We start from the raw sequence: 22,451 nt of genomic DNA, 5'->3' as shown, positions 1-22,451 counted from the left end.
AAGTTCGGACCAACGCGCGACCCACAGTGCCATGACCAGTGTCGTCCCCATCGAGACCACGAGACCGGCCACCCGATCAGCCTCGCCGCGCGTTGGCGTGCTCCTGGTCAATCTCGGAACGCCTGACACCGCCGATGCGCCGGGCGTACGGGTCTACCTCAGGGAGTTCCTCAGTGACGCCCGCGTCATCGAGGACCAGGGCCTGATCTGGAAGCTGGTGCTGAACGGGATCATCCTGCGCAGCCGTCCCCGCACCAAGGCGTTGGACTACCAGAAGATCTGGAACACCGAGCGGAACGAGTCGCCGCTGAAGACCATCACGCGCTCGCAAAGCGACAAGCTCGCAGCAGCCTTGTCGGACCGCGGCCACGTCGTTGTCGACTGGGCGATGCGCTACGGCAATCCCTCGATCAAATCGGGCATCGACGCGCTGATCGCGAAGGGGTGCGAGCGCATTCTCGCCGTGCCGCTCTATCCGCAATATTCCGCCTCGACCTCGGCGACCGTCTGCGACGAAGTGTTCCGCGTGCTGGCCCGCTTGCGTAACCAGCCGACGCTGCGGGTGACGCCGCCCTATTATCACGACGCTGCCTATATCGAGGCGCTCGCGACCTCGATCGAGGCGCATCTGGCGACGCTGTCCTTCAAGCCGGAGCTGATCGTGGCGTCCTTCCACGGCATGCCCAAATCCTATGTCGAGAAGGGCGATCCCTACCAGCAGCACTGCAATGCCACGACGCAGGCGCTGCGCCGCCGGCTCGGCATGGACGAGACAAAGCTGCTGCTGACCTTCCAGTCGCGCTTCGGCAATGACGAGTGGCTCCAGCCCTACACCGACAAGACCATGGAGCGGCTCGCCAAGGAAGGCGTGCGCCGCATCGCGGTGGTGACGCCGGGCTTTTCCGCCGACTGTCTGGAGACGCTGGAGGAGATCGCGCAGGAGAACGCCGAGATCTTCAAGCACAATGGCGGCGAGCAGTTTTCCGCGATCCCGTGTCTCAACGACAGCGAACCCGGCATGGACGTGATCCGAACCCTGGTGCTGCGCGAGCTTCAGGGCTGGATCTGATGGGCGCCCCATGAACCGCCGCGAGTGCCTGGCGCTTCTCGGGATGATCGTGGGGCTGCCGGCCCCGGTATTGGGGCAGCCGCCGCACGCGACCCGGCGGCTCGGCGTGCTCTCAGTCACGGCCGCCGATGACGCGATCGGGCAGGCCCGCAGCACGATCCTGGTCGAGGCGCTCGCCGGCCTTGGCTGGAAGGAGCGCGACAACCTCAAGATCGCCTGGCGCAGTGGCGGCGGCGACCGCGCCCGCATCGCGCAGCTTGCGGACGAGCTGATCGCGCTCAAGCCCGACGTCATGCTCGCGGTCGGCACGCCCTCGGTGGAGGAGCTGCGCCGGCGTACCACGACGATCCCGATCGTGTTCGCCGTCGTCACCGATCCCGTCAACCAGGGCTTTGTCGAAAACCTCGCGCATCCCGGCGGCAACATCACCGGCTTCACCGACTATGACGGTCCGCTCGCCGGCAAATGGCTGGAGATGCTGACCCAGGTCACGCCGCCCGTCCGCCGCGTGCTCGTAGTCTACAATCCCGCCACCGCGCCGTTCGCGCCCCTGATGCTGCGCACCATCGAGGATGCCGCACGGACGCTGCACGTGACGGTCGAGCCCGCGCCAGTCCATGACGCCGCCTCGATCGGGGCGCTGGCTTCGCGCAAAGACGGCGCCATCCTGGTCCTGCCGGACTTCTTCACCATGGCCAACCGCGCGCAACTGCTCTCGGCGATCGCACAGGCGCGCGTGCCCGCGGTATTCTGGAGCCGCACCTTCGTCGACGAGGGCGGGCTGATGTCCTACAGCACCGACAGCGCCGAGCAGCTCCGGCGCGCCGCGGACTACATCGACCGCATTCTGAAGGGCGCGCAGGCGGCCGATCTGCCGGTCCAGAACCCGACCAAGTTCGAGCTGACGATCAACCTGAAGACGGCCAAGTCACTCGACCTGGTGATTTCACCCTCGCTGCTGGCGATCGCCAACTCCGTGGTTGAATAACATCGCCGGAGCTACTCTCCGTCTGGAGAGGCCCGCAAGGGTCTGACATAATGACGGTGGGGAGTCTGTCGCCATTCGGTGGCTGCGACGGACGGCACAAGGCGGCGGGTTTCGGTCAATGCGAGGATGGGTCTTTGTCGCTATCGTGGCCTGCGCGCTCGCAGGCTGCAATACGACCGGTGATGTTGCGTCCACTATGTATCCGGACGCGGTACGGGCAGGCAGCGCCGTGAAGGGCGATGCGGCCATCCTACTGGTCGGAAACGGCGGCACCGAGACTATCAACTATCTTCAGTTCGTTCACAGCGGTTTTCCGGCGATCAATGCCCGTGGAATCAGCCTTGCCCCCGATGGATTTGCCGCCATTCCTGTCGCTGTCGGAACGACCGGGCTTGAGCTGCAGAACTACACGACGACGGGCCGCACGGGCACCTATCTTCCGAATGGCGTGTCGTCGGGATTCGTGCCGGTGCGTACGCCCAAGATCGATATCCTCTCGCCCGGGCTGTACTACGTGGCGACCGTCTTTCCGGGGCAGCCACGCAATTTCGAGACAAGGCCGACGGCCGTCCAGCTGGCGAAACTGCGAAAGGAGCGGCCCGAGCTCGTCGGGCTGAAGCCGGTCAATTTCGGCTGGTCCAACTAGATCAGCCTGTGGGTGGCCGCTGCCGTTTTTCAATGGCTGTGGTCCGGTCGGTTCAAATAAATGCACTCGCCGCTGTTCTTGCGGAACAGTCGCGGCAAACCGACGTGAGTTGCGACCGCTGAACCGGTAGGATCGTGATGCCGACCAATGACAGCGCCGGAAAGGGCTTTTTCCCGGCTTGGAGGAGATATGAGCGGTTTCGACATTTTCGCGATTGTTCTGGTGTTGCTCGTCATCGTCACGCTGGTGGCCGGCGTGAAGACGGTGCCGCAGGGCTATGACTGGACCATCGAGCGGTTCGGCAAATACACGCAGACGCTGAGCCCCGGCCTCAATCTGATCGTGCCCTATTTCGATCGCGTCGGGCGCAAGATCAACATGATGGAGCAGGTGATCGACATTCCAGAACAGGAGGTGATCACCAAGGACAACGCCACCGTGACGGTGGACGGCGTCGCCTTCTACCAGGTGTTCGATGCCGCAAAGGCGAGCTACGAGGTCGCCAATCTCAACCAGGGCATCACGGTCCTCACCATGACCAACATCCGGTCGGTGATGGGCTCGATGGATCTCGACCAGGTGCTGTCGCATCGCGACGAGATCAACGAGCGCCTGCTCCGCGTGGTCGATGCCGCGGTCTCGCCCTGGGGTCTCAAGGTCAACCGCATCGAGATCAAGGACATCGTGCCGCCGGCCGACCTCGTCGAGGCCATGGGCCGGCAGATGAAGGCCGAGCGCGTCAAGCGTGCCGACATTCTGGCGGCCGAAGGCCAACGCCAGTCGGAAATCCTGCGCGCCGAGGGCGCCAAGCAGGGCCAGATCCTCCAGGCGGAAGGCCGCAAGGAAGCGGCGTTCCGCGACGCCGAGGCACGCGAGCGTTCGGCGGAGGCCGAGGCGAAGGCCACTCAGATGGTGAGCGAAGCGATTTCCAAGGGCGACGTCGCCGCATTGAACTATTTCATCGCCGACAAGTATATCAAGGCGTTCGGGCAGCTGGCGGACTCGCCGAACCAGAAGGTCATCATGCTTCCGGTCGAAGCGATGAGCATGCTGGGCTCGCTCGCCGGCATCGGCGAGATCGCCAAGGCAACATTCGGCGAAGGCGCGGTGTCCGCGGCCGCCCGCCGCGGCGGCTCGGTGCCGACGACTGGCAGCACGCCGCCGGCGGTGCCGCCGCGGCAGGGATAGTGACAGCCGCATGGCCTTCCGATGAGGACATTCGCCAATTTAGAGGTCGTGTCATGACCGACATGTTCGTCTCGCTCGGAACCTGGAACTGGCTGATTCTCGGCTTTCTCCTGATGGCTCTGGAGGTGCTGGCGCCGGGCATCTTCCTGTTCTGGCTCGGGCTCGCCGCGCTGCTGGTCGGGCTGATCTCGTTCGCGGTCGTGGTGTCATGGCAGCTACAGCTCGTGATGTTCGCGGTCTTCGCCGCGGCCGCCGTACCGGTGTGGCGCCGCCTCGCCCGGCCCAAGCCGGACGCGAGCGCGAGCCCCTTCCTCAACAAGCGCAGCGAAGCTCTGCTCGGGCGCGAGTTCACGCTGGAGAAGCCGATCATCGACGGCAGCGGCACCATGCGTATCGGCGACACGGTGTGGCGCGTTGCCGGTCCGGATACGCCGGCCGGGACGCGGGTCAAGGTGGTGCAAGTTGACGGTGCGAACCTGACCGTCGCTGTCGCGTAGCTTCTTACCCTCCCCTGGAGGGCAGGGCCATCGCATGTGAGGTGTGAGTTGTGGGGCACCGACTGTTTCTACAGCGTCATGGCCGGGCTTGTCCCGGCCATCCACGCGTTTCCACGCAGCACAAGAACGTGGATGCCCGGGACAAGCCCGGGCATGACGACCTCTGCAAAATGTGCACATGCGATTCCCCTGCCCTCCAGGGGAGGGTAGGAAAAAGCTCTACTTCTTCCACCGCTCCGCAAACCTGTGCAGCGGCATGAACGTTTCGCACAAGTCCCGCCCCAGTGCCGTCAGCCCATAGCCTCCGCCGTCGCCCAGCTCCACGAAGCCCGCCTCGCGCAGTTCGGTCAGCCGCGCTTGCAGCACCGTCGGCGAGGCCTCGTCGCAGGCGCTGCGCAGCGCGCGCGAAGTGAGGGACTCTTCGCGCAACTCCCATAATATCCGCAAGGTCCAGCGCCGGCCGAGCAGGTCGAGCAACGCCATTATCGGCCGCCCGGTGCGCGAGCCGCGAACGCTGCGTGTCTTCGAGCCAGCCTGTTTCACCATCGTCGCCTCTTGCGTCATGCTACAAATAATGTAGCGTATTGCTACTATAAATGTAGCAAAGGAGCCGGCCCATGTCCGAAGCCGCACCGCGCATCGCCCCGCTCACGCCGCCTTATCCCCCGGAGATCCAGGCGCAGCTCGATCGCATCATGCGCGGCGCGCCGCCGCTGGTGCTGTTCCGGGTGATGGCGGGCCACAGCCGCGCCTGGGACAAGTTTCGCGCCGGCGGCCTGCTCGATCCCGGCCCGCTCTCCCTGCGCCAGCGCGAGATCGTCATCGACCGCACCTGCGCACTGAACAGATGCGAATACGAATGGGGCGTGCATGTCGCGATCTTTGCCGGCCGGCAAAGCTCACCGAGGAAGAAGTGCGTGCGACGGTGCAGGGCGACGCAGCATCAACATGCTGGTCACCGGGCGAGCAGGCGCTGATCGCAGCCGTCGACGCGCTGCATCACCGCGCGACGTTGAGCGACGAGGAATTCGTCGCACTCTCGGCGCATCACGACGAGGCACAGATCTTGGAGATCATGCTCCTGTGCGGCTTCTATCGCACCGTGTCGTATCTGGCGAACGGGCTGCGACTGCCCCTGGAGGAGAACGCGGCACGGTTTCCGGCGCCGCTCTAATCGCCGTCATTGCGAGCCACACTCTCGCTGTCATTCCGGGGCACGCGAAGCGTGAACCCGGAATCTCGAGATTCCGGGTTCGATGCTTTGCATCGCCCCGGAATGACTCCGTGGAGAGTGCGTGCCCTACGCCACCCCCGCGCGCAGCAGATCGTGCAGATGCACGATGCCGACCACCTTGCCCGCCTCCGTCACCAGCAGCGTCGTGATCTTGCGGGTGTTCAGCACCTCGATCATCTCGGTTGCGAGCATCGTGGGCGGCACCGACTTGGGCTGCTTCGTCATGATCTCATCGACCGACACGGTCAAAAGGTCGGGCCGCATGTGGCGGCGCAGATCGCCGTCGGTGATGATGCCGACGGCCTCGCCCGCAGCGTTGACGATGCAGACGCAGCCGAGCCCCTTGGCCGACATCTCGACCACGGCCTCCGACATCTTGGTGCCTTCAGGCTTGACCGGAATCTCCGCGCCGGTGCGCATGTAGTCGCGAACGAATTTCAGCATCGCGCCCAGCTTGCCGCCGGGGTGGAAATGCGCAAATTCCAGCGCGGTGAAGCCACGGCCTTCGAGCAGCGCGATCGCGATGGCGTCGCCAATCGCGGCCTGCATCAGGGTCGAGGTGGTCGGCGCCAGATTGTGCGGGCAGGCCTCGCGCGCCTTCGGCAGCTCGATGACGAGATCGGCGGCCTGGCCGAGCGAGGACGCGGCGTTCGACGTCACCGCGATCATGGGAATCGCAAAGCGCGCCGAATAGTTCACGAGGTTCTTCATCTCCGGCTGCTCGCCGGACCAGGACAGCGCCATGATGACGTCGTCGGTGGTGATCATGCCGAGGTCGCCATGGCCGGCTTCGGCGGCGTGCACGAAGAAGGCGGGCGTGCCGGTCGAGGCCAGCGTCGCCGCGATCTTGCGGCCCATATGTCCGGACTTGCCGAGCCCGGTGACGATGACGCGGCCCTTGGCGTTGCGGATCAGGTCGACGACTTTCGCGAAGGTCGCGCCCAGTGGGCCGCGCAGAGCTGCGGCGAGCGCGTTGATGCCGCCGCTCTCGGTCTCCAGCGTACGGAGCGCGGATTCGACGCTGTCGGGGATGGGGCCGGATGATGCGGTCATCAGCGGTTTCGAGCTCGGCATGGGCTGGTCCAGGGAGGAGGGGGCGTTCGCCCGTTGGCGCCTGCTTTAGCACGCCCCGACCAGCGAGGCGACGAGCGCCCCAACACCCTCAACCGGTCATTAACCATAATTGTTTTAACTCCATTAACGATGGTTCCTGCCAGCCGGTGGGGATGATCGTGAAAGTGTTTGATTTCGTTGGGGTTATTCCATCGTGGTGCCGTCTCCAGGCAATGGCCGGAGCAAACGCGCGCGTTTCCTGCGCGCGGCTTTGCCGTGCCTCGCGCTGACGGCCCTCGGAAGCGCCCCGGCGGCCGCCCAGAGCCTCACGCCCGACCTGTTCAATCCCAACCGCGGCGGTTTTGCCTCGCCCGACACGCTGCCGACGCGCCGCACCGCGGGCGTGCCGCAGGCGCCATCAGATTCATTGCCGGCGCTGCCCGATCCCAATGCCGATCCGCGCAAGGCCCGCGAGACGCCGGCGACCTCGCGCATCGGTCAGGTCCCGACCTACGGCCTGCCCGCCGCCACCGGCGCGAGCAGTTCCGGCTACGATTCGCTCAACCGCAAGCGGCAGCAGCCAAAGCTTTATCCCGGCCAGCCGAAGCCGAAGCGCGCGGCCGGTCCGGGCTCGAAGGCCCCGCCGACAACACCGGAGCGCACGCTCACTCCGCCGCGTATCGCGTCGCCGCCCTCCGAGACCGCGCACAAGGTCCCGGTGCCGCCGGCGATGGCGGGCAACGTGCCTGGCCAGCCGCTGCGCCGCCGCCTGAGGGCCGATGAGGATCCGTTCGGCGCCGTCGGCGATTATGCCGGCAGTTTTCTGATCAAGGGCGGGCTCGAGCTCTCCGCGGGCTATGACACCAATCCGACGCGCCTCAACAAGCCTGTCGGTTCGCCGGCCTATGTGATCGCGCCCGATCTGCTCGTGGTGTCCGATTGGGAGCGCCATGCGCTTGTCGCAGATCTGCGCGGATCGTTCTCGGGCTACACCAGCAACATGCCGGCGACGATCGACGGCCTCGCCTCGCCGTCGCCGGTCGAGGCCAACCGCCCCGATTTCACCGGCCATGTCGATGGCCGGCTCGACGTCACCCGCGATTTCAAGCTGACCTCGCAGCTGCGGCTGCGGCTCGCCACCGACAATCCCGGCAGCCCGAACGTGCAGGCCGGCCTGCAGAAATATCCGGTCTACGCCGCCTATGGCACTACGATCGGCTTCGACCAGACCTTCAATCGCTTCCAGGTCGCCGCCGGCGCCACCGTCGATCGCACGGCTTACACGGATTCGAAACTCACCGACGGCTCGGTCTTCCCCAACACCGACCGCGACTTCAACCAATACGGCGGCGTCGGTCGCTTCTCCTATGATCTCAAGCCGGGCCTGAAGCCCTTCGTCGAGATCGAGGGCGACACCCGCGTGCACGACCAGGCCGCCGACCGCAACGGCTACTTCCGCGACTCGAATGGCGGCTACGCCAAGGTCGGCTCCTCCTTCGAGTTCTCGCGCATCCTCACCGGCGAGATCTCGGTCGGCTATTCCGCGCGCAACTATACCGACCCGCGTCTCAGCCAGCTCGCCGGCTTCCTCACCACGGGCTCCCTGATCTGGAACGCCAGCGGCCTCACCACGGTGAAATTCTTCACCGACACGCAGATCAACGAGACCACGATCCCCGGCTCCTCCGGCGTCCTGGTGCGCACCTACGCCGCCGAAGTCGACCACGACTTCCGCCGCTGGCTCACGGCGGTCGGCAAGTTCACCTACGGCACCTACGACTACCAGGGCCAGAATCGCAACGACAAGACCTACTCGCTCGAAGGCAACCTGATCTACAAGCTCAACCGCAACATCTGGATCAAGGGCACGCTCCGCCACGACATCCTGGATTCGAATCAGGCCGGGTCGAGTTCGCAGGGAACGGTGATGCTGCTTGGGGTGAGGCTGCAGAATTGAGAGGCCATCATGGCTGCTCGAATTACCTTGGACATCAATTCGGCTGGCGAATTCGAGCTATGGCTCAATCCAGAAGGTCGAGACCTTCTCGTCAAGAAACTACTGGCTCTGAGCGAAACCAACGAGCATTTTTCACTTGATGCCAGGTGAAGTCCCGTCGGATGTCGAAGTTTCGACGCGACGCTATCGACCGAACGACAGGCTTCTTGAATACGGCAAGGTGTTGTTCCGGTTTGACGAGTGGGACGCGCAGCACTTCCGGCACGTCTTGGAGTGAAGCCTGCTCTCCAACCATTCACTCAGCTGTCATGCCCCGGCTTGACCGGGGCATCCAGTACGCCGAGGCCTATCGTTCAACTACAACCGCCTCTGGAATACTGGATCGCCCGGTCAAGCCGGGCGATGACACCTTTTGCTGATTTGGCGGCGGAGTAAAAAAATCAGCGCGGCAGATCCGTCTTCCCCATCAGGAACGTATCGATCGACCTTGCGCACAGCCGGCCCTCGCGGATCGCCCAGACGACCAGCGACTGGCCGCGGCGCATGTCGCCGGCGGTGAACACGTTCGGGCGCGAGGTCTGGTAGTCGAGCGTGTTGGCCTTGACGTTGCCGCGCGGGTCGAGGTCGACCGCGAGCAGCTTGAGCAGGCCCTCGTGCACGGGGTGGATGAAGCCCATCGCGAGCAGCACGAGGTCGGCGTCGAGCTCGAACTCGGTGCCGGCGATCGGCTTGAACTTGTCGTCGACGTGCACGCAGTGCAGCTTCTTGACCTTGCCGTTCTCGCCCGAGAACTTCTGCGTCAGCACGGCGAACTCGCGAACCGCGCCTTCGGCCTGGCTGGAGGACGTCCGCATCTTCAGCGGCCAGTTCGGCCAGGTCAGGCCCTTGTTCTCGCGCTCGGGCGGCGCGGGCATGATCTCGAGCTGGGTCACCGAGAGCGCGCCCTGGCGCAGCGAGGTGCCGATGCAGTCGGAGCCGGTGTCGCCGCCGCCGATGACGACGACATGCTTGCCGCCGGCCAAGATCTCCTGGACGCCGCCGAGCGGCTCCTCGGAGACGCGGCGATTCTGCTGCGGCAGGAAATCCATGGCGTAGTGGATGCCGGCGAGGTCGCGGCCGGGGATCGGCAGGTCGCGCGGAGCTTCGGCGCCGCCGGTCAGCGCCACCGCGTCGTACTCGTTGAGCATCTCGCGCGGATCGACATTGCCCTCGGCGCCGACATGGCTGTTGTAGTGGAAGGTGACGCCTTCGGCTTCCATCTGCGCCACACGGCGGTCGATGATGCTCTTTTCCATCTTGAAGTCGGGGATGCCGTAGCGCAGCAGGCCGCCGGCCTTGGCGTACTTCTCGTAGACATGGACGTCGTGCCCGGCGCGCGCCAGCTGCTGGGCGCAGGCCATGCCGGCCGGGCCCGAGCCGATCACCGCGACCTTCTTGCCGGTCTTCACGGCCGCCACTTCCGGCTTCAGCCAGCCATTGTCCCAGGCGCGGTCGACGATCGCGCATTCGATGGTCTTGATGGTGACGGGGTTGTCGTCGATGTTGAGCGTGCAGGACGCCTCGCACGGCGCCGGGCAGATGCGCCCCGTGAATTCCGGGAAATTGTTGGTCGAGTGCAGGTTGCGCGAGGCCTCTTCCCAATTGCCCTGATAAACGAGGTCGTTCCAGTCCGGGATCTGGTTGTTGACCGGGCAGCCGGGCGTGCCGGGCGCCACCGAGCCGGTGCCGTGGCAATAGGGGATGCCGCAGTTCATGCAGCGCGCGGCCTGGTCGCGCACTTCCTTCTCGGACAGCGGAACGACGAATTCCTTGTAATGCTTCACGCGCTCGGCGACCGGGGTGTACTTGCGGTCGTGCCGTTCGATTTCCAGAAAACCCGTGATCTTGCCCATTAAACCCGAAGTCCCTGCCGCTTAACTCGTTTGTTCTCTCACTCCTCATCCTGAGGAGCGGCGCTCTATCGCGCCGCGTCTCGAAGGATAGAGGCCCAGATGGTGACCTCATGGTTCGAGACGCGCTTCGCGCTCCTCGCCATGAGGGCTTGTTGCTACGCCCCGATCGCGATTTTCGGCTCGGCGTCCGCGTTGGCGGCCATCTCGCGCAGCGCGCGCCGGTACTCGACCGGCATCACCTTGCGGAATTTGGGCAGCCATTCCTTCCAGTTGGCAAGGATGTCGGCGGCGCGCTTGGAGCCGGTCGCCTTGGCATGGCGCGAGATCAGCACGTGCAGGCGCTCGACGTCGGAGGCGAGCAGGTTCCTGAACACGTCGACCCGGCCATGCGCCTCGAGGTCACCGGAGTGATGATAGGTACCGGCGTTGATCAGCTCTTCCGACAGCACCGGCTCGAGCTCGACCATCGACATGTTGCACAGCCGGTCGAAGTCGCCGCTCTCGTCCAGCACGTACGCAATGCCGCCGGACATGCCGGCCGCGAAGTTGCGCCCGGTCTTGCCCAGCACGACGACGATGCCGCCGGTCATGTATTCGCAGCAATGATCGCCCGCGCCTTCGACCACCGCCACGGCGCCGGAATTGCGCACGGCAAAACGTTCGCCGGCGATGCCGCGGAAGTAGCATTCGCCCTCGATCGCGCCGTACATCACGGTGTTGCCGACGATGATGCTCTCTTCCGGCACGATCGCGGAGTTCCTCGGCGGCTTGACGATGATCTTGCCGCCCGAAAGGCCCTTGCCGACATAGTCGTTGCCTTCACCCTCGAGCTCGAAGGTGACGCCGTGGGCGAGCCACGCGCCGAAGGCCTGTCCGGCGGTGCCCTTGAGGCTGACATGGATCGTGTCGTGCGGCAGGCCGGCATGGCCGTAGATCTTGGCCACCGCGCCCGACAGCATCGCGCCGGCGGAGCGGTTGGTGCTGTTGATCGCAGCCTCGATCTTCACCGGTGCGCCGCGGTCGAGCGCCGGCTGCGCCCGCTCGATCAGCGTGCGGTCGAGCACCGCCTCCAGATGATGGTTCTGGCGCTCGGAGTGATAGATCTTCTGGCCCTTCTCCTCCTTCTGCTTGACGAACAGCTTGGAGAAATCGAGGCCCTTGGCCTTCCAGTGCGCGACCAGCTTGGTCTGGTCGAGCAGCTGCACCTGGCCGACCATCTCGTTGAAGGTACGGAAGCCGAGGCTTGCCATGATCTCGCGGACTTCCTCGGCAACGAAGAAGAAGTAGTTGATCACGTGCTCGGGCTGGCCGGTGAAGCGCTTGCGCAGGACGGGGTCCTGCGTCGCGACGCCGACCGGGCAGGTGTTGAGATGGCACTTGCGCATCATGATGCAGCCGGCCGCGATCAAGGGCGCAGTGGCAAAGCCGAACTCGTCGGCACCCAAGAGCGCGCCGATCACGACGTCACGGCCGGTGCGGAAGCCACCGTCGACCTGGACCACGATGCGGCTGCGCAGCCGTTCGCGCACCAGCGTCTGATGGGTTTCGGCGAGGCCGATCTCCCACGGCGAGCCGGCATGCTTGATCGATGTCAGCGGCGAGGCGCCGGTGCCGCCCTCGAAGCCCGCGATGGTGACATGGTCGGCGCGCGCCTTGGCAACGCCCGCGGCCACCGTGCCGACGCCGATCTCGGAGACGAGCTTGACCGAGACGTCGCCCGTCGGGTTGACGTTCTTGAGGTCGTAGATCAGCTGCGCCAGGTCCTCGATCGAGTAGATGTCGTGGTGCGGCGGCGGCGAGATCAGGCCGACGCCGGGCGTCGAATGCCGGACCCTGGCGATGGTCGCGTCGACCTTGTGGCCGGGCAGCTGGCCGCCTTCGCCGGGCTTGGCGCCCTGCGCCATCTTGATCTGCATCATGTCGGAGTTGACGAGATACTCCGTGGTGACGCCGAAGCGGCCGGAGGCGACCTGCTTGATCGCCGAGCGCATGGAATCGCCGTTCGGCATCGGCTTGAAGCGGTCGGCTTCCTCGCCGCCTTCGCCGGTGTTCGACTTGCCGCCGATCCGGTTCATGGCGATCGCGAGCGTGGTGTGCGCCTCGCGCGAGATCGAGCCGAAGCTCATCGCGCCCGTGGCGAAGCGCCTGACGATCTCCTTGGCCGGCTCGACCTGGTCGAGCGGCACAGGCTTGCGCTTCTCTTCTTCCGCGTTCTTGATCCGGAACAGGCCGCGCAGCGTCAGCAGCCGCTCCGACTGCTCGTTGAGGATTTTCGCGAAGGCGCGATAGCGCTCCTGCGAATTGCCGCGCGCCGCGTGCTGGAGCAGCGACACCGATTCGGCGGTCCAGGCGTGGTCCTCGCCGCGGCTGCGATAGGCGTATTCGCCGCCGACATCGAGCGCGCTCTTGTAGACCAGCGCCTCGCCGAACGCGTCGGCATGGCGCCGCACGGCCTCTTCCGCGATTTCGGCCAGACCCACGCCCTCGACGCGGGTGTGCGTGCCGGCGAAGAACTTGCCGACGAAGTCGGCCTTGAGACCGACCGCGTCGAAGATCTGCGCCCCGCAATAGGACTGGTAGGTCGAGATGCCCATCTTGGACATCACCTTGAGCAGGCCCTTGCCGATCGACTTGATGTAGCGCTTGACGATCTCATAGTCGTCGAGCGAGCCGGGTAGGCGGTCCTTCATCGCGATGATGGTCTCGAACGCGAGATAGGGATTGATCGCTTCGGCGCCGTAGCCCGCGAGACAGGCGAAATGGTGCACTTCGCGCGGCTCGCCGGATTCGACGACGAGGCCGACCGAGGTGCGCAGGCCGGTGCGGATCAGGTGATGATGCACGGCGGCGCAGGCCAGCAGCGAGGGGATCGGCACGCGGTCGGTGCCGACCATTCGGTCGGACAGGATGATGATGTTGACGCCCTCGCGCACGGCGCTTTCCGCGCGCGCGCAGAGCTCGTCCAGCACCTGGTCCATGCCGGCCGCGCCGAGCCCGGCGTGGAAGGTGGTGTCCAGCGTGCGCGGCGACTTGAAATGCGACTCGGCCACTTCCGAGATCGAGCGGATCTTTTCCAGATCCGCATCGGTCAGGATCGGCTGGCGCACTTCGAGACGCTTGGTCGTGGCCATGCCCTGCAGGTCGAACAGGTTCGGCCGCGGCCCGATGATCGAGACGAGGCTCATCACCAGCTCCTCGCGGATCGGGTCGATCGGCGGGTTGGTGACCTGCGCGAAGTTCTGCTTGAAGTAGGTGAACAGCGGCTTGGCCTTGTCCGACAGCGCCGAGATCGGCGTGTCGTTGCCCATCGAGCCCGCCGCTTCCTCGCCGGTGGCGGCCATCGGCGTCATCAGGATGGTGATGTCTTCCTGGCTGTAGCCGAACGCCTGCTGGCGATCGAGCAGGGACAGGTTGGAGCGCACGCCGGTGGTCGCAACCTTCGGCAGCTCCTCCAGCACGATCTGGGTCCGCTCCAGCCACTCCTTGTAAGGATGGCTCCTGGCGAGCTGGGCCTTGATCTCGTCGTCCGGGATCAGGCGGCCCTGCTCGAGGTCGACCAGCAGCATCTTGCCGGGCTGCAGGCGCCACTTGGTGATGATCTGGTCCTCGGGGATCGTCAGCACGCCCATCTCGGACGCCATCACGATGCGGTCGTCCTTGGTGACGAGATAGCGCGCGGGCCTGAGGCCGTTGCGGTCGAGCGTGGCGCCGATCTGGCGGCCGTCGGTGAATGCGATCGCGGCGGGGCCGTCCCACGGCTCCATCAGCGCGGCATGATATTCGTAGAAGGCGCGGCGCTTCTCATCCATCAAGGGATTGCCGGCCCACGCCTCCGGAATCATCATCATCACTGCGTGCGGCAGCGAGTAGCCGCCCTGCACCAGGAATTCGAGCGCGTTGTCGAAGCAGGCGGTGTCGGACTGGCCCTCATAGGAGATCGGCCAGAGCCGGTTGATGTCCTTGCCGTACAGCTCGGAACTGACCGAGGCCTGCCGCGCGGCCATCCAGTTGACGTTGCCGCGCAGCGTGTTGATCTCGCCGTTATGCGCGATCATGCGGTAGGGATGCGCCAGTGACCAGGCCGGGAAGGTGTTGGTCGAGAAGCGCTGGTGAACGAGGGCGAGCGCGCTCTCGAAATCCTGCTCGTGCAGGTCGGGATAGTACTTGCCGAGCTGGTCGGCGAGGAACATGCCCTTGTAGATCACGGTGCGGCAGGACATCGAGCAGGGATAATAGCCCGCAAGGCCGCGGTCGCGGCGCTGGTAGATCGCCTGCGAGATCGACTTGCGCAGGATGTAGAGCCGGCGCTCGAACTCGTCCTCGGTCTTGGCGGTGCCGTTGCGGCCGATGAACACCTGCATGCAGGCGGGCTCGGTCGGCTTCACGGTGACGCCGAGCGAGGTATTGTCGGTCGGCACGTCGCGCCAGCCGAGCAGGGTCAGGCCCTCCTCCTTGATCTGGTCGGCGATGATGCTCTTGATGACGTTGCGCCAGGCGGTGTCGCGCGGCATGAACAGCGCGCCGATGGCGTACTCGCCGGGTCCCGGCAGCGCAAAGCCGAGCTCCTTGGCCTTGCGGCTGAAGAAGGCGTGCGGGATCTGCACCAGGATGCCGGCGCCGTCACCGGCGCGCGGGTCGGCACCGACGGCGCCGCGATGCTCGAGATTGCAGAGGATGCTCAGCGCGTCCGAGACGATCTCGTGCGACTTCTTGCCCTTGATGTTGGCGATGAAGCCGACACCGCAGGAATCCTTCTCCAAACTCGGATCGTAGAGGCCCTCGGCTTTGGGACGCGAATTGTGTTCCTGAATCGGATCGGTCGTTTTCGAGGCGACCGTCGCCGACAGCTCTTCTGCCACGATGTTTGCGCGCTCGAATTGCGACCCGTTCATTGCTCTGTCCTCTCCATGCGGCAAGCTGCCTCACCGCCAACTTCGGCGCACCTTGGGTGTCCCGCGGCACCCGCTCCTGGGCCACCGCTCGTCCGTTGCGAGCCGCATTTTCTTAAATTCAGGCCTAGGCGCTCTTCGTCCCCGAGAACGGCTTTGCCTGGTACCTTGCCGACGCTCGAGAGCACCGGTTTTCGCTGCAATCCCTGTGCCGGAACCGCACGCAAAATTGAGACAGTCTTCCTGTCCTAAACATCACCTTGCCAAATTTTTGTCTAGCACACAAGCGCGCGGAAGTCCCGATTCCCGATATGTCAATCAATCGCTTTCCAAAAGTTGCGCGGCCCCGGTTTTGAAGCAAACGCGCCCTGATCCGGCCCCGCGCGCGCCGGAATCCCCAATGAAGCTTCGGATCAACCCTTCGGAAGGCGCGCCACGCCGCGAGAAGCGAAAGAGGGCGGCCATCGGGGGGCCTGACAGGAGCGTCTCGACCATGAAGTTTTTCACAGGATGTGTGGCCGCCGCCGCGCTGGTGCTGGCCGCAAGCGCGGTCCATGCCCAGGTTCCCGCGAGCGGTATCGCGAGCGGGGCTGTGATCGCGGTGTCGGATTTCGACGGCCCCTATGCGCCGCCGGAGGTCGCGCCGCCCCCGCCGCGTTACGGCTACGGCTATGGCTACGAGGAGCATGGCCCGGCCCCGGCGCTTTTGCCGGCCACCGAGGTCTATGCGGTGCTGCGCGAAAACGGCTTCTCGCCGCTCGGCATCCCGCGCCTGCGCGGCAGCGTCTACACCATCGCGGTGATCGACCGCCGCGGCGACGATGGACGGCTCGTGATCGACGCCCGCGACGGCCGGATCATCCGCTTCATGCCCGCCGCTGACGCCTACGGCCTGGCGCCCGCCTATGGCGAACGCGCGGTCGCACCTTACGGGCCGCAAAGCGCGCTGCCGCCGCCGACCGCGATCCGCAGCGGCCCGCCGCGCCCGCCAGCACCGATCCCGCATGTGGCAAGCCGCGCCGTGCCACTGCCCAAGGCCGCCCCGCGGCGCGCCGAGACGCCGGTCACTGCCGCGAAGCCGGCCGAGCCGGTCGCGCAGCAGGCTCCGCAGGCGCAGCCCCCGCAGCAAGCCGCCGCCGTGCAGGCGAAGCCGGCAGAGGCCGCCCCGCAAGCTGCCGCGCCGACCGTGGGTCAAGCTAAGCCGGCCCCAACCATCCTGCCGACGCAGGACATGCCCGCCGCGCAGGGGCTGGATTAGGTCTGCAAGTTTGACGCGACAGTGCCCATCACACCCTCGCTGTCGTCCCCGCGAAGGCGGGGACCCATACCGCGTGATCTATCGGTGGGGATGGGGTGCGAGTACCGGAGTCCTAGTCATCGCCAAACCGCTCCCTGGGGTTATGGGTCCCCGCCTTCGCGGGGACGACATCGGGGAGAGAGTTGGCCAAAACGAAAGGCGCCTGAGACCTCAGGCGCCTTTTGCATTCACGCAATCACCTCAGCTTCGCGGATACCCCGCCGCGTCCAGGATCAGATTCGCGACCTCCTTCGGATGCGACACCAGCGAGAGGTGGCCGGCGTCGAGCTCGATCGTTGTGGCGTTCATGCGCTTGGCGAGGAAGCGCTCGAAATCGGGGTTGATGGTGTAGTCGTTCTTCGACACCGCGTACCAGCTCGGCTTGGAGTGCCACGCCGCTTCCGTGGTGCGGCCGGCGAAGATCGAGGCCGCCGTCGGCCATTGCACCGCATAAAGCTCCTTGGCCTGCTTCGGCTTCACGCCATTGGCGAAGTATTTCAGGAAGGCCTCTTCCGAGAGCTTGGTGTAGCCGTCGCGCTCGACGATGCCGGCGCGCGCGGGCCCGGTCGGAAACTGCTTCGACAGCGCCACGAAATCCTCGTTCGCATCGGGCGCGCGGGCGGCGACGAAGACGAGCCCGGTGACCTTCGGGTCGGTGCCGATCTGGCTGATCACAGTGCCGCCCCAGGAATGCGCGACCAGCACGGTCGGCCCGTCCTGCTCGGCCAGCGCACGCTTGGTCGCCTCGACGGAGTCCGCGAGCGACGACAGCGGATTCTGCACGGCGGTGACATGCAGGCCTGCAGCCTGGAGGATCGGGATCACCTCCGACCAGCTCGACCCGTCGGCCCAGGCGCCGTGCACCAGCACGACGTTCTTCGCCTTCACCGTCGCAGGTGTCTGCGCATGAGCAAGGCCGAGGGGAGCCGCCAGAAGGCTCGCGGCGACGAAAAGGCTGCGCCAGGGTGGCATGATCTTCTCCATCTTGTTTGGGTTCGATGCCCAAGGGACGGAGGGAGCGATGCCGGCGTTACTCGTCTTCACCGCTCTGTGATTCAATGCACGACGAAAAAGCGCCCCGGGGCACCGGGGCGCTTTCGCAACTTGGAAGTAGCTTGGTTCAGGCGGCTTGCGCGGCCGAGGTCTCGATCACCTGCGCCTTGGCGCCGGCGTTGATCGCGATCTGGCGCGGCTTCTTCGCCTCGGGAATCTCGCGTACGAGGTCGACGTGAAGCAGCCCGTTCTCGAGCGAAGCGTCCTTCACCTGCACGAAGTCGGCAAGCTGGAAGGCCCGCTCGAAGGCGCGCGCGGCGATGCCGCGGTAGAGCACTTCGGACTTCGAGTTCTCGTTGGCGACTTTCTCGCCCTTGATCGTCAGCGTGTTTTCCTTCGCGACGATGGAGAGCTCATCCTTGGAGAAGCCTGAGACCGCAACGGTGATGCGGTAGGCGTTCTCGCCGGTACGCTCGATGTTGTACGGGGGGTAACCGGGGCTGCCGTCCGAACCGGCCTGGTCGAGCAGGCTGAAGAGGCGGTCGAAGCCGACGGTGGAACGATAGAACGGGGTGAGATCGTAGGTACGCATGGTCAAGTCCTCCATTGAGCGACTGTTAGGCAACCCGCCCGCCATCGGGCCGGGCTTTCGTCTGTGTGCAGCCTGATGTTCCGGTTCCGAAACACTGGTAGCGGCCTGCACGAAAATGATATGGGTGGAACGAGACGGCGTTCAAGAGGGCGGCATTTGCGCCTTTTCGGCGCTTTAGCCCCCTGATTTGCAGTACTTCCCGCCTATGACGCTGGTCTCGATCCCGTCCAATCCCGTTCCCGAAAACGTCGTCAGCGGCACCATCAAGACCCCCGATGGCGCCGGGTTGCGCTTTGCGCGGTGGGCGCCGCCGGCGAACCGCAAGGGCACCGTCTGCGTCTTCACCGGGCGCAGCGAGCAGATCGAGAAATATTTCGAGACCGTGCGCGACCTGCGCGACCGCGGCTTTGCGGTAGCGATGATCGATTGGCGCGGGCAGGGCCATTCCTCGCGCCGCCTGCGCGATCCGCGCAAGGGCTATGTGCGCGACTTCTCCGATTTCGAGATCGACGTCGAGACCTTCGTGCAGCAGGTGGTGCTCCCGGATTGCCCGCCGCCCTTCTTCGCGCTCGCCCACTCCATGGGCGGCACGGTGATGCTGCGGCTGGCGCATGCCGGCAAGCGCTGGTTCGACCGCATGGTGCTGTCGGCCCCGATGATCGACCTGCCGGGACGTACCACCTCGTTCCCGGTGCGTGCGCTGCTCAAGACGATGCGCCTGCTCGGGCAGGGCGGCCGCTACGTTCCCGGCGGCAGCGACCGCCTCACCGGGCTCGATCCCTTCATCAACAATCCCCTGACCAGCGATCCCGTGCGCTATGCGCGCAATGCCGCGATCCTGGAGGAGGATCCGACGCTCGGACTGGCGTCACCGACGGTCGCCTGGGCCGATACCGCCTTCCGCGCGATGCACACCTTCAAGCGCGTGAACTACCCCTCCCAGATCCGCCAGCCGATCCTGATGCTGGCGGCCTCCAATGACACCGTGGTCTCGACTGCGGCGATCGAGGAGTTTGCCTATCACCTGCGCGCCGGCGCCCATCTCGTGATCGCCGGCTCCAAGCACGAGATCCTGCAGGAGCAGGACCGCTACCGCTCCCAGTTCTGGGCCGCCTTCGACGCCTTCGTCCCGGGCACGCCGCTGTTCAAGTGAGAGGGGCGGAACATCCGCAATCTCCGTCATGCCCGGGCTTGTCCCGGGCATCCACGTTCTTGGTGCGGGGGAAAAGTTCGTGGATGGCCGGGACAAGCCCGGCCATGACGACGAAGAACTCTGGTCGCGTTAAAGCGTCTTCAGATACTCGATCAAATCGTAGCGCTCGGCATCGTCCTTGAACATGCGGCCGATGACGCCCGGCCGCTTCGGCTCGCCCTCCTTGAGCTCGAAGGAATGGCCGAGCACGCTGTTGCCCTGGATCGGCTTGCCGTCAGATCCCGTCGCAGAGAACTCCGTCTCGCCCGTCTTGCAACGGTCGTTGGCGGTGACTGCGAAACCGACGGTGTCAGGATCATAGTCGCGGCGGCCCATGCAGAATTTTTGCGGGCGCTCGCCAGCCGGTTTCAGCAACCAGTACAGCGAAGGCACCGAACCGTTGTGCAGGTAAGGTGCCGTGGCCCAGATGCCGTTCAGGGGCCGCGCGCGATAGCGCGGATCAGGCGCCGGATTGAGACAGTTCTTGCGCGCGAGATTCCATATTTGCGCCTGTTCGGCCGCGGGGATTTTCTCATCGTCCATCCATTTGCGGGCGACGAGATCGACCACTGTCATGAGGCCGAGCGCATAGACCATCTCGTTGGGCGAAGTGCTCGCGGTCGGGACCTCGCATTGCCACCATTTCTGGAGGTCGGCCGTGTTGACCTTCAGGAAGCCGGGCACGTCGACGATCCTCTTGCTGAGAACAAGGGACTGCTCGGGATCCGTCTTGATTTCGTCGAGGGGAATCGTCACCGCGTTCAGCACCTTGCTGTCGCCGTTCGGCTCCCAATGCTTCGACGACCAGAAGGCCGGGGTGTCGATGGCCGGCAGGTGGCATCCGGAGCACATCTCGGTGTAGATGGCCCGGCCGCGCTCGATGCGATCGGGCTTCAGCTTCCATGCGTCGCCGAGGATCTGCGAGGGCCATTTCGGCGCGAGCAGGCCCCCGAACTTCGGACCGCTGGACGGATCGGCCGCCTTGAATGGATCGGGGCCTCTCAGCATGTCCTCGATCCAGCCGAGCGTCCTGATGTTCACCGAGGAGCGCCACAGCCTGTCTTCCGGGTAGGCGTCGGACAGGTTGAGCAACGCCGTCACGCCGAGGGCCTCGCCGGCGTTGCGGATCAGCGGCTGCTCGATCGAGGCGTCATACTGGGCGAACCTGAACCACGGCACGGTCCAGATCGCGGGGTAGCTGACCGGCGCGTCCTGGGCGTGCAGGTTCTTCTCGAATCCCTTGACGCCGCTCATCGCAAGGTCCTGCGAGAAGACCTGGTTGCCGATGCGGTTGAGGGCGTCGAGGCGGCCGAACCCTTCCTCCGTGTCCTGCTGCTGCTTGCCGTCCCAGGTCTTCTTGCCCTCGATCGTCTTCTCGTAATTCTTGGCCCAGTCGATCAGGAAGTTGCCGGTCGCGCCGAGCTTCTGCTTGAGCGCGGCGCGGTCCGCCTTGCTGGCCTCAGGGCCGAGCACGCGATCGGCAAAGCGCTGGAAGCGGAACGGGACGTACAGGGTGTAGGCGATCGACAGGCCGGTCGCGAGCTCGAGCTTCTTCAGGTCGGTCATCGCCGCGCCGCCGTCGAAGCGGACATCGACGCCCTGGTAGTGGATCTGGCCGGTATGACAGGCGGCGCAGGTCAGTCCGATCTTGTCCTCTTCGCGGCGGCCCGTCGCGGGGTCGAGGACACCGGTCATCCGCGCAAAGCCGACCGGCAGGCCGTCGACGTTCTCCGCCGGCGTCCATCTCGTCGACCAGTCCGACACCTGTGTCGTCTCGTAGACATTGGCGTAGCCAAAGCGGCGCAGCGTCGCCGTGTCGGCCTGGATCGTCTGCGGGCTCGGGATGAAGCCGAAGCGCTCGAGATAGGCGCTGTCCTTGATCATGCCGGGCTTAGAGAACAGATGAAGCTGCGGCTGCTCCAACGCCACGAACCACTCATAGGGCACCGGGAAGGTCGCGGTGCCCTGGCTGGCATGGTGAAACCAGTGGCGGTCCTTCAGCGACCAGTTTTGCTCGAGCCAGTAAGCCGCCTTGGTTTCGGGGACTGCTGGCAAGGGCGGCGGCAGCAGATTCACGAGCACGCCCTTCTGGGGCAGCACGGTGCGGACCTGATTGGGGAATTCGGCCACGGCCACCAGGGCGACGAGGCCAAGGCCGATGACGAACGCCGTTAGCGCGACCGCCCAGCGAAACCGGAGCTGGCAGGCCGACAACAGCGGCTGCGACAAAATCCGCTGGTTGATACGCTCGGGGAATTTGCGCTCCTCGAACAGCGTGCGCACCTCGGCCACGCTGAGATAACGCTCCTCGTCCTGCTTGCCCTTGCCCATGATCTTCAAGAGGATGGGCCATTCGAATTTCATCAGCAGCGGGTAGTACCAGCGCGCGGCGCTGCCGGCGCGCTCGAGGTTGTCGCGCATGAAGGTCTTGATTTCCGCGGCGTTCAGGCCGGGCTCGCCGCTGCCGGTGTTCGGGTCGGTGTAGGTCCGGCCGAAGCGCGCGAGCCGCGCGATCTCGTCCTCGTCGACCTTGCCGTCGACGCCGAGGATGCGCGAGCCGGCGCCGCGCTTGTCGAGCGGACCGCCGCGCAGCGCGTCGAGCCGCGCACCCGACCAGATGCTCTTCAGGATGTGACCGATACCGTTGGCGATGAGCGCAACGCCGCGGACCTGGATGCGGGCCGAGATCTTCTTCAGCCCCGTCTCACCGCTCGCATTCGCGATGGTCTGCGACAGCGTGTTGAGCGGGACGGTCCCGCCGTCGACGAAACCCTCACCGACAAGGCCGCGCAGGAACGGGCAGGGATTGTTCGGCGAGACCGGAATCGAGGGATCGAAGGGCGGCTTCGAAGCGGGGTGATGCATGGCCCAAATCCTGAAAGCGGCGAATCGTAGAAAGCAGGCGCGCTGTTAGAGCGCGGAAAGTCCTAACAAACCGACAGCACAATATACTACTTTGGCGTG

At 65.4% G+C, this 22,451-nt stretch carries 16 protein-coding genes and 1 pseudogene; 10 read left to right on the top strand and 7 right to left on the bottom strand.

Going from position 1 to position 22,451, the window contains the following annotated elements:
• Positions 1-31: 31 nt before the first annotated feature.
• The 5 genes from hemH (at position 32) to ABIA42_RS28140 (ending at position 4,388) form a co-directional block, all read left to right on the top strand.
• A complete protein-coding gene (gene hemH, locus ABIA42_RS28160; RefSeq protein ID WP_370119003.1) occupies positions 32-1,069 on the top strand; it encodes a ferrochelatase in 1,038 nt (345 codons plus the stop codon).
• Positions 1,070-1,079: 10 nt separating this feature from the next.
• The gene (locus ABIA42_RS28155; RefSeq protein ID WP_271531735.1) at positions 1,080-2,057 is read left to right on the top strand and encodes an ABC transporter substrate-binding protein; all 978 of its coding nucleotides are present in this window, start codon (positions 1,080-1,082) and stop codon (positions 2,055-2,057) included.
• 196 nt (positions 2,058-2,253) lie between these two features.
• Positions 2,254-2,703, top strand: coding sequence for a hypothetical protein (locus ABIA42_RS28150; RefSeq protein WP_370157178.1), 450 nt, complete (start codon positions 2,254-2,256; stop codon positions 2,701-2,703).
• A 189-nt stretch (positions 2,704-2,892) separates the two neighbouring features.
• Positions 2,893-3,891, top strand: coding sequence for an SPFH domain-containing protein (locus ABIA42_RS28145; protein WP_370119010.1), 999 nt, complete (start codon positions 2,893-2,895; stop codon positions 3,889-3,891).
• Positions 3,892-3,944: 53 nt separating this feature from the next.
• The gene (locus ABIA42_RS28140) at positions 3,945-4,388 is read left to right on the top strand and encodes an NfeD family protein (protein ID WP_271531741.1); all 444 of its coding nucleotides are present in this window, start codon (positions 3,945-3,947) and stop codon (positions 4,386-4,388) included.
• Between the two features lie 219 nt (positions 4,389-4,607).
• Here ABIA42_RS28140 and ABIA42_RS28135 read toward each other — a convergent pair whose 3' ends face one another.
• Positions 4,608-4,934 (bottom strand): helix-turn-helix domain-containing protein, encoded by a 327-nt coding sequence (locus ABIA42_RS28135; RefSeq protein ID WP_271531743.1) that lies wholly within the window; start codon positions 4,932-4,934, stop codon positions 4,608-4,610.
• A gap of 71 nt (positions 4,935-5,005) precedes the next feature.
• Here ABIA42_RS28135 and ABIA42_RS28130 point away from each other — a divergent pair.
• A pseudogene (locus ABIA42_RS28130) lies at positions 5,006-5,562 on the top strand (carboxymuconolactone decarboxylase family protein).
• 126 nt (positions 5,563-5,688) lie between these two features.
• On the opposite strand, the gene ABIA42_RS28125 reads toward ABIA42_RS28130, so the two are convergent.
• Entirely contained in the window at positions 5,689-6,696 is a 1,008-nt protein-coding gene (locus tag ABIA42_RS28125) for an SIS domain-containing protein (protein WP_271531747.1), read from the bottom strand.
• A gap of 193 nt (positions 6,697-6,889) precedes the next feature.
• Here ABIA42_RS28125 and ABIA42_RS28120 point away from each other — a divergent pair, with 193 nt between their 5' ends.
• The gene (locus ABIA42_RS28120) at positions 6,890-8,632 is read left to right on the top strand and encodes an outer membrane beta-barrel protein (protein WP_370119014.1); all 1,743 of its coding nucleotides are present in this window, start codon (positions 6,890-6,892) and stop codon (positions 8,630-8,632) included.
• Between the two features lie 9 nt (positions 8,633-8,641).
• Positions 8,642-8,782 carry a hypothetical protein gene (locus ABIA42_RS28115; protein ID WP_370119017.1) on the top strand — a complete coding sequence of 47 codons (141 nt, stop codon included), beginning with the start codon at positions 8,642-8,644 and terminating at the stop codon, positions 8,780-8,782.
• A gap of 290 nt (positions 8,783-9,072) precedes the next feature.
• On the opposite strand, the gene ABIA42_RS28110 is transcribed toward ABIA42_RS28115, so the two are convergent.
• Both ABIA42_RS28110 and gltB read right to left on the bottom strand, forming a co-directional pair.
• Positions 9,073-10,524, bottom strand: coding sequence for a glutamate synthase subunit beta (locus tag ABIA42_RS28110; protein ID WP_370119020.1), 1,452 nt, complete (start codon positions 10,522-10,524; stop codon positions 9,073-9,075).
• 155 nt (positions 10,525-10,679) lie between these two features.
• Entirely contained in the window at positions 10,680-15,416 is a 4,737-nt protein-coding gene (gene gltB, locus ABIA42_RS28105) for a glutamate synthase large subunit (protein ID WP_370157177.1), read from the bottom strand.
• 490 nt (positions 15,417-15,906) lie between these two features.
• On the opposite strand from gltB, the gene ABIA42_RS28100 reads away from it, so the two are divergent.
• Positions 15,907-16,671, top strand: coding sequence for a hypothetical protein (locus ABIA42_RS28100; RefSeq protein WP_370119026.1), 765 nt, complete (start codon positions 15,907-15,909; stop codon positions 16,669-16,671).
• A gap of 240 nt (positions 16,672-16,911) precedes the next feature.
• Here ABIA42_RS28100 and ABIA42_RS28095 read toward each other — a convergent pair whose 3' ends face one another.
• Complete coding sequence (locus ABIA42_RS28095) at positions 16,912-17,682, bottom strand: alpha/beta fold hydrolase (RefSeq protein WP_370119028.1); 771 nt, start codon at positions 17,680-17,682, stop codon at positions 16,912-16,914.
• A 148-nt stretch (positions 17,683-17,830) separates the two neighbouring features.
• Positions 17,831-18,295: an Hsp20 family protein gene (locus ABIA42_RS28090; RefSeq protein ID WP_370119031.1), complete on the bottom strand. Its 465-nt coding sequence runs from the start codon at positions 18,293-18,295 to the stop codon at positions 17,831-17,833.
• A gap of 205 nt (positions 18,296-18,500) precedes the next feature.
• Between ABIA42_RS28090 and ABIA42_RS28085 the strand changes: the two genes are divergently transcribed.
• The gene (locus ABIA42_RS28085; RefSeq protein ID WP_370119033.1) at positions 18,501-19,448 is read left to right on the top strand and encodes an alpha/beta fold hydrolase; all 948 of its coding nucleotides are present in this window, start codon (positions 18,501-18,503) and stop codon (positions 19,446-19,448) included.
• Positions 19,449-19,577: 129 nt separating this feature from the next.
• On the opposite strand, the gene ABIA42_RS28080 is transcribed toward ABIA42_RS28085, so the two are convergent.
• Entirely contained in the window at positions 19,578-22,352 is a 2,775-nt protein-coding gene (locus tag ABIA42_RS28080) for a di-heme-cytochrome C peroxidase (protein WP_370119036.1), read from the bottom strand.
• Between the last annotated feature and the right edge of the window lie 99 nt (positions 22,353-22,451).

The sequence above is a fragment of the Bradyrhizobium sp. USDA 327 genome, from assembly GCF_041262065.1.
GTDB classification, from domain to species: Bacteria; Pseudomonadota; Alphaproteobacteria; order Rhizobiales; family Xanthobacteraceae; genus Bradyrhizobium; species Bradyrhizobium liaoningense.
This window is presented reverse-complemented; position numbering and strand designations above follow the sequence as displayed.

Bases quoted from the DNA above. Each gene is read 5' to 3' on its own strand.
- ABIA42_RS28095 (WP_370119028.1), bottom strand. From the start codon at position 17,682: ATGCCACCCTGGCGCAGCCTTTTCGTCGCCGCGAGCCTTCTGGCGGCT.
- ABIA42_RS28115 (WP_370119017.1), top strand. From the start codon at position 8,642: ATGGCTGCTCGAATTACCTTGGACATCAATTCGGCTGGCGAATTCGAG.
- ABIA42_RS28080 (WP_370119036.1), bottom strand. From the start codon at position 22,352: ATGCATCACCCCGCTTCGAAGCCGCCCTTCGATCCCTCGATTCCGGTC.
- ABIA42_RS28125 (WP_271531747.1), bottom strand. From the start codon at position 6,696: ATGCCGAGCTCGAAACCGCTGATGACCGCATCATCCGGCCCCATCCCC.
- ABIA42_RS28155 (WP_271531735.1), top strand. From the start codon at position 1,080: ATGAACCGCCGCGAGTGCCTGGCGCTTCTCGGGATGATCGTGGGGCTG.
- ABIA42_RS28145 (WP_370119010.1), top strand. From the start codon at position 2,893: ATGAGCGGTTTCGACATTTTCGCGATTGTTCTGGTGTTGCTCGTCATC.
- ABIA42_RS28140 (WP_271531741.1), top strand. From the start codon at position 3,945: ATGACCGACATGTTCGTCTCGCTCGGAACCTGGAACTGGCTGATTCTC.
- hemH (WP_370119003.1), top strand. From the start codon at position 32: ATGACCAGTGTCGTCCCCATCGAGACCACGAGACCGGCCACCCGATCA.
- ABIA42_RS28085 (WP_370119033.1), top strand. From the start codon at position 18,501: ATGACGCTGGTCTCGATCCCGTCCAATCCCGTTCCCGAAAACGTCGTC.
- ABIA42_RS28110 (WP_370119020.1), bottom strand. From the start codon at position 10,524: ATGGGCAAGATCACGGGTTTTCTGGAAATCGAACGGCACGACCGCAAG.
- ABIA42_RS28090 (WP_370119031.1), bottom strand. From the start codon at position 18,295: ATGCGTACCTACGATCTCACCCCGTTCTATCGTTCCACCGTCGGCTTC.
- ABIA42_RS28150 (WP_370157178.1), top strand. From the start codon at position 2,254: ATGTATCCGGACGCGGTACGGGCAGGCAGCGCCGTGAAGGGCGATGCG.
- ABIA42_RS28135 (WP_271531743.1), bottom strand. From the start codon at position 4,934: ATGGTGAAACAGGCTGGCTCGAAGACACGCAGCGTTCGCGGCTCGCGC.
- ABIA42_RS28100 (WP_370119026.1), top strand. From the start codon at position 15,907: ATGAAGTTTTTCACAGGATGTGTGGCCGCCGCCGCGCTGGTGCTGGCC.
- gltB (WP_370157177.1), bottom strand. From the start codon at position 15,416: ATGAACGGGTCGCAATTCGAGCGCGCAAACATCGTGGCAGAAGAGCTG.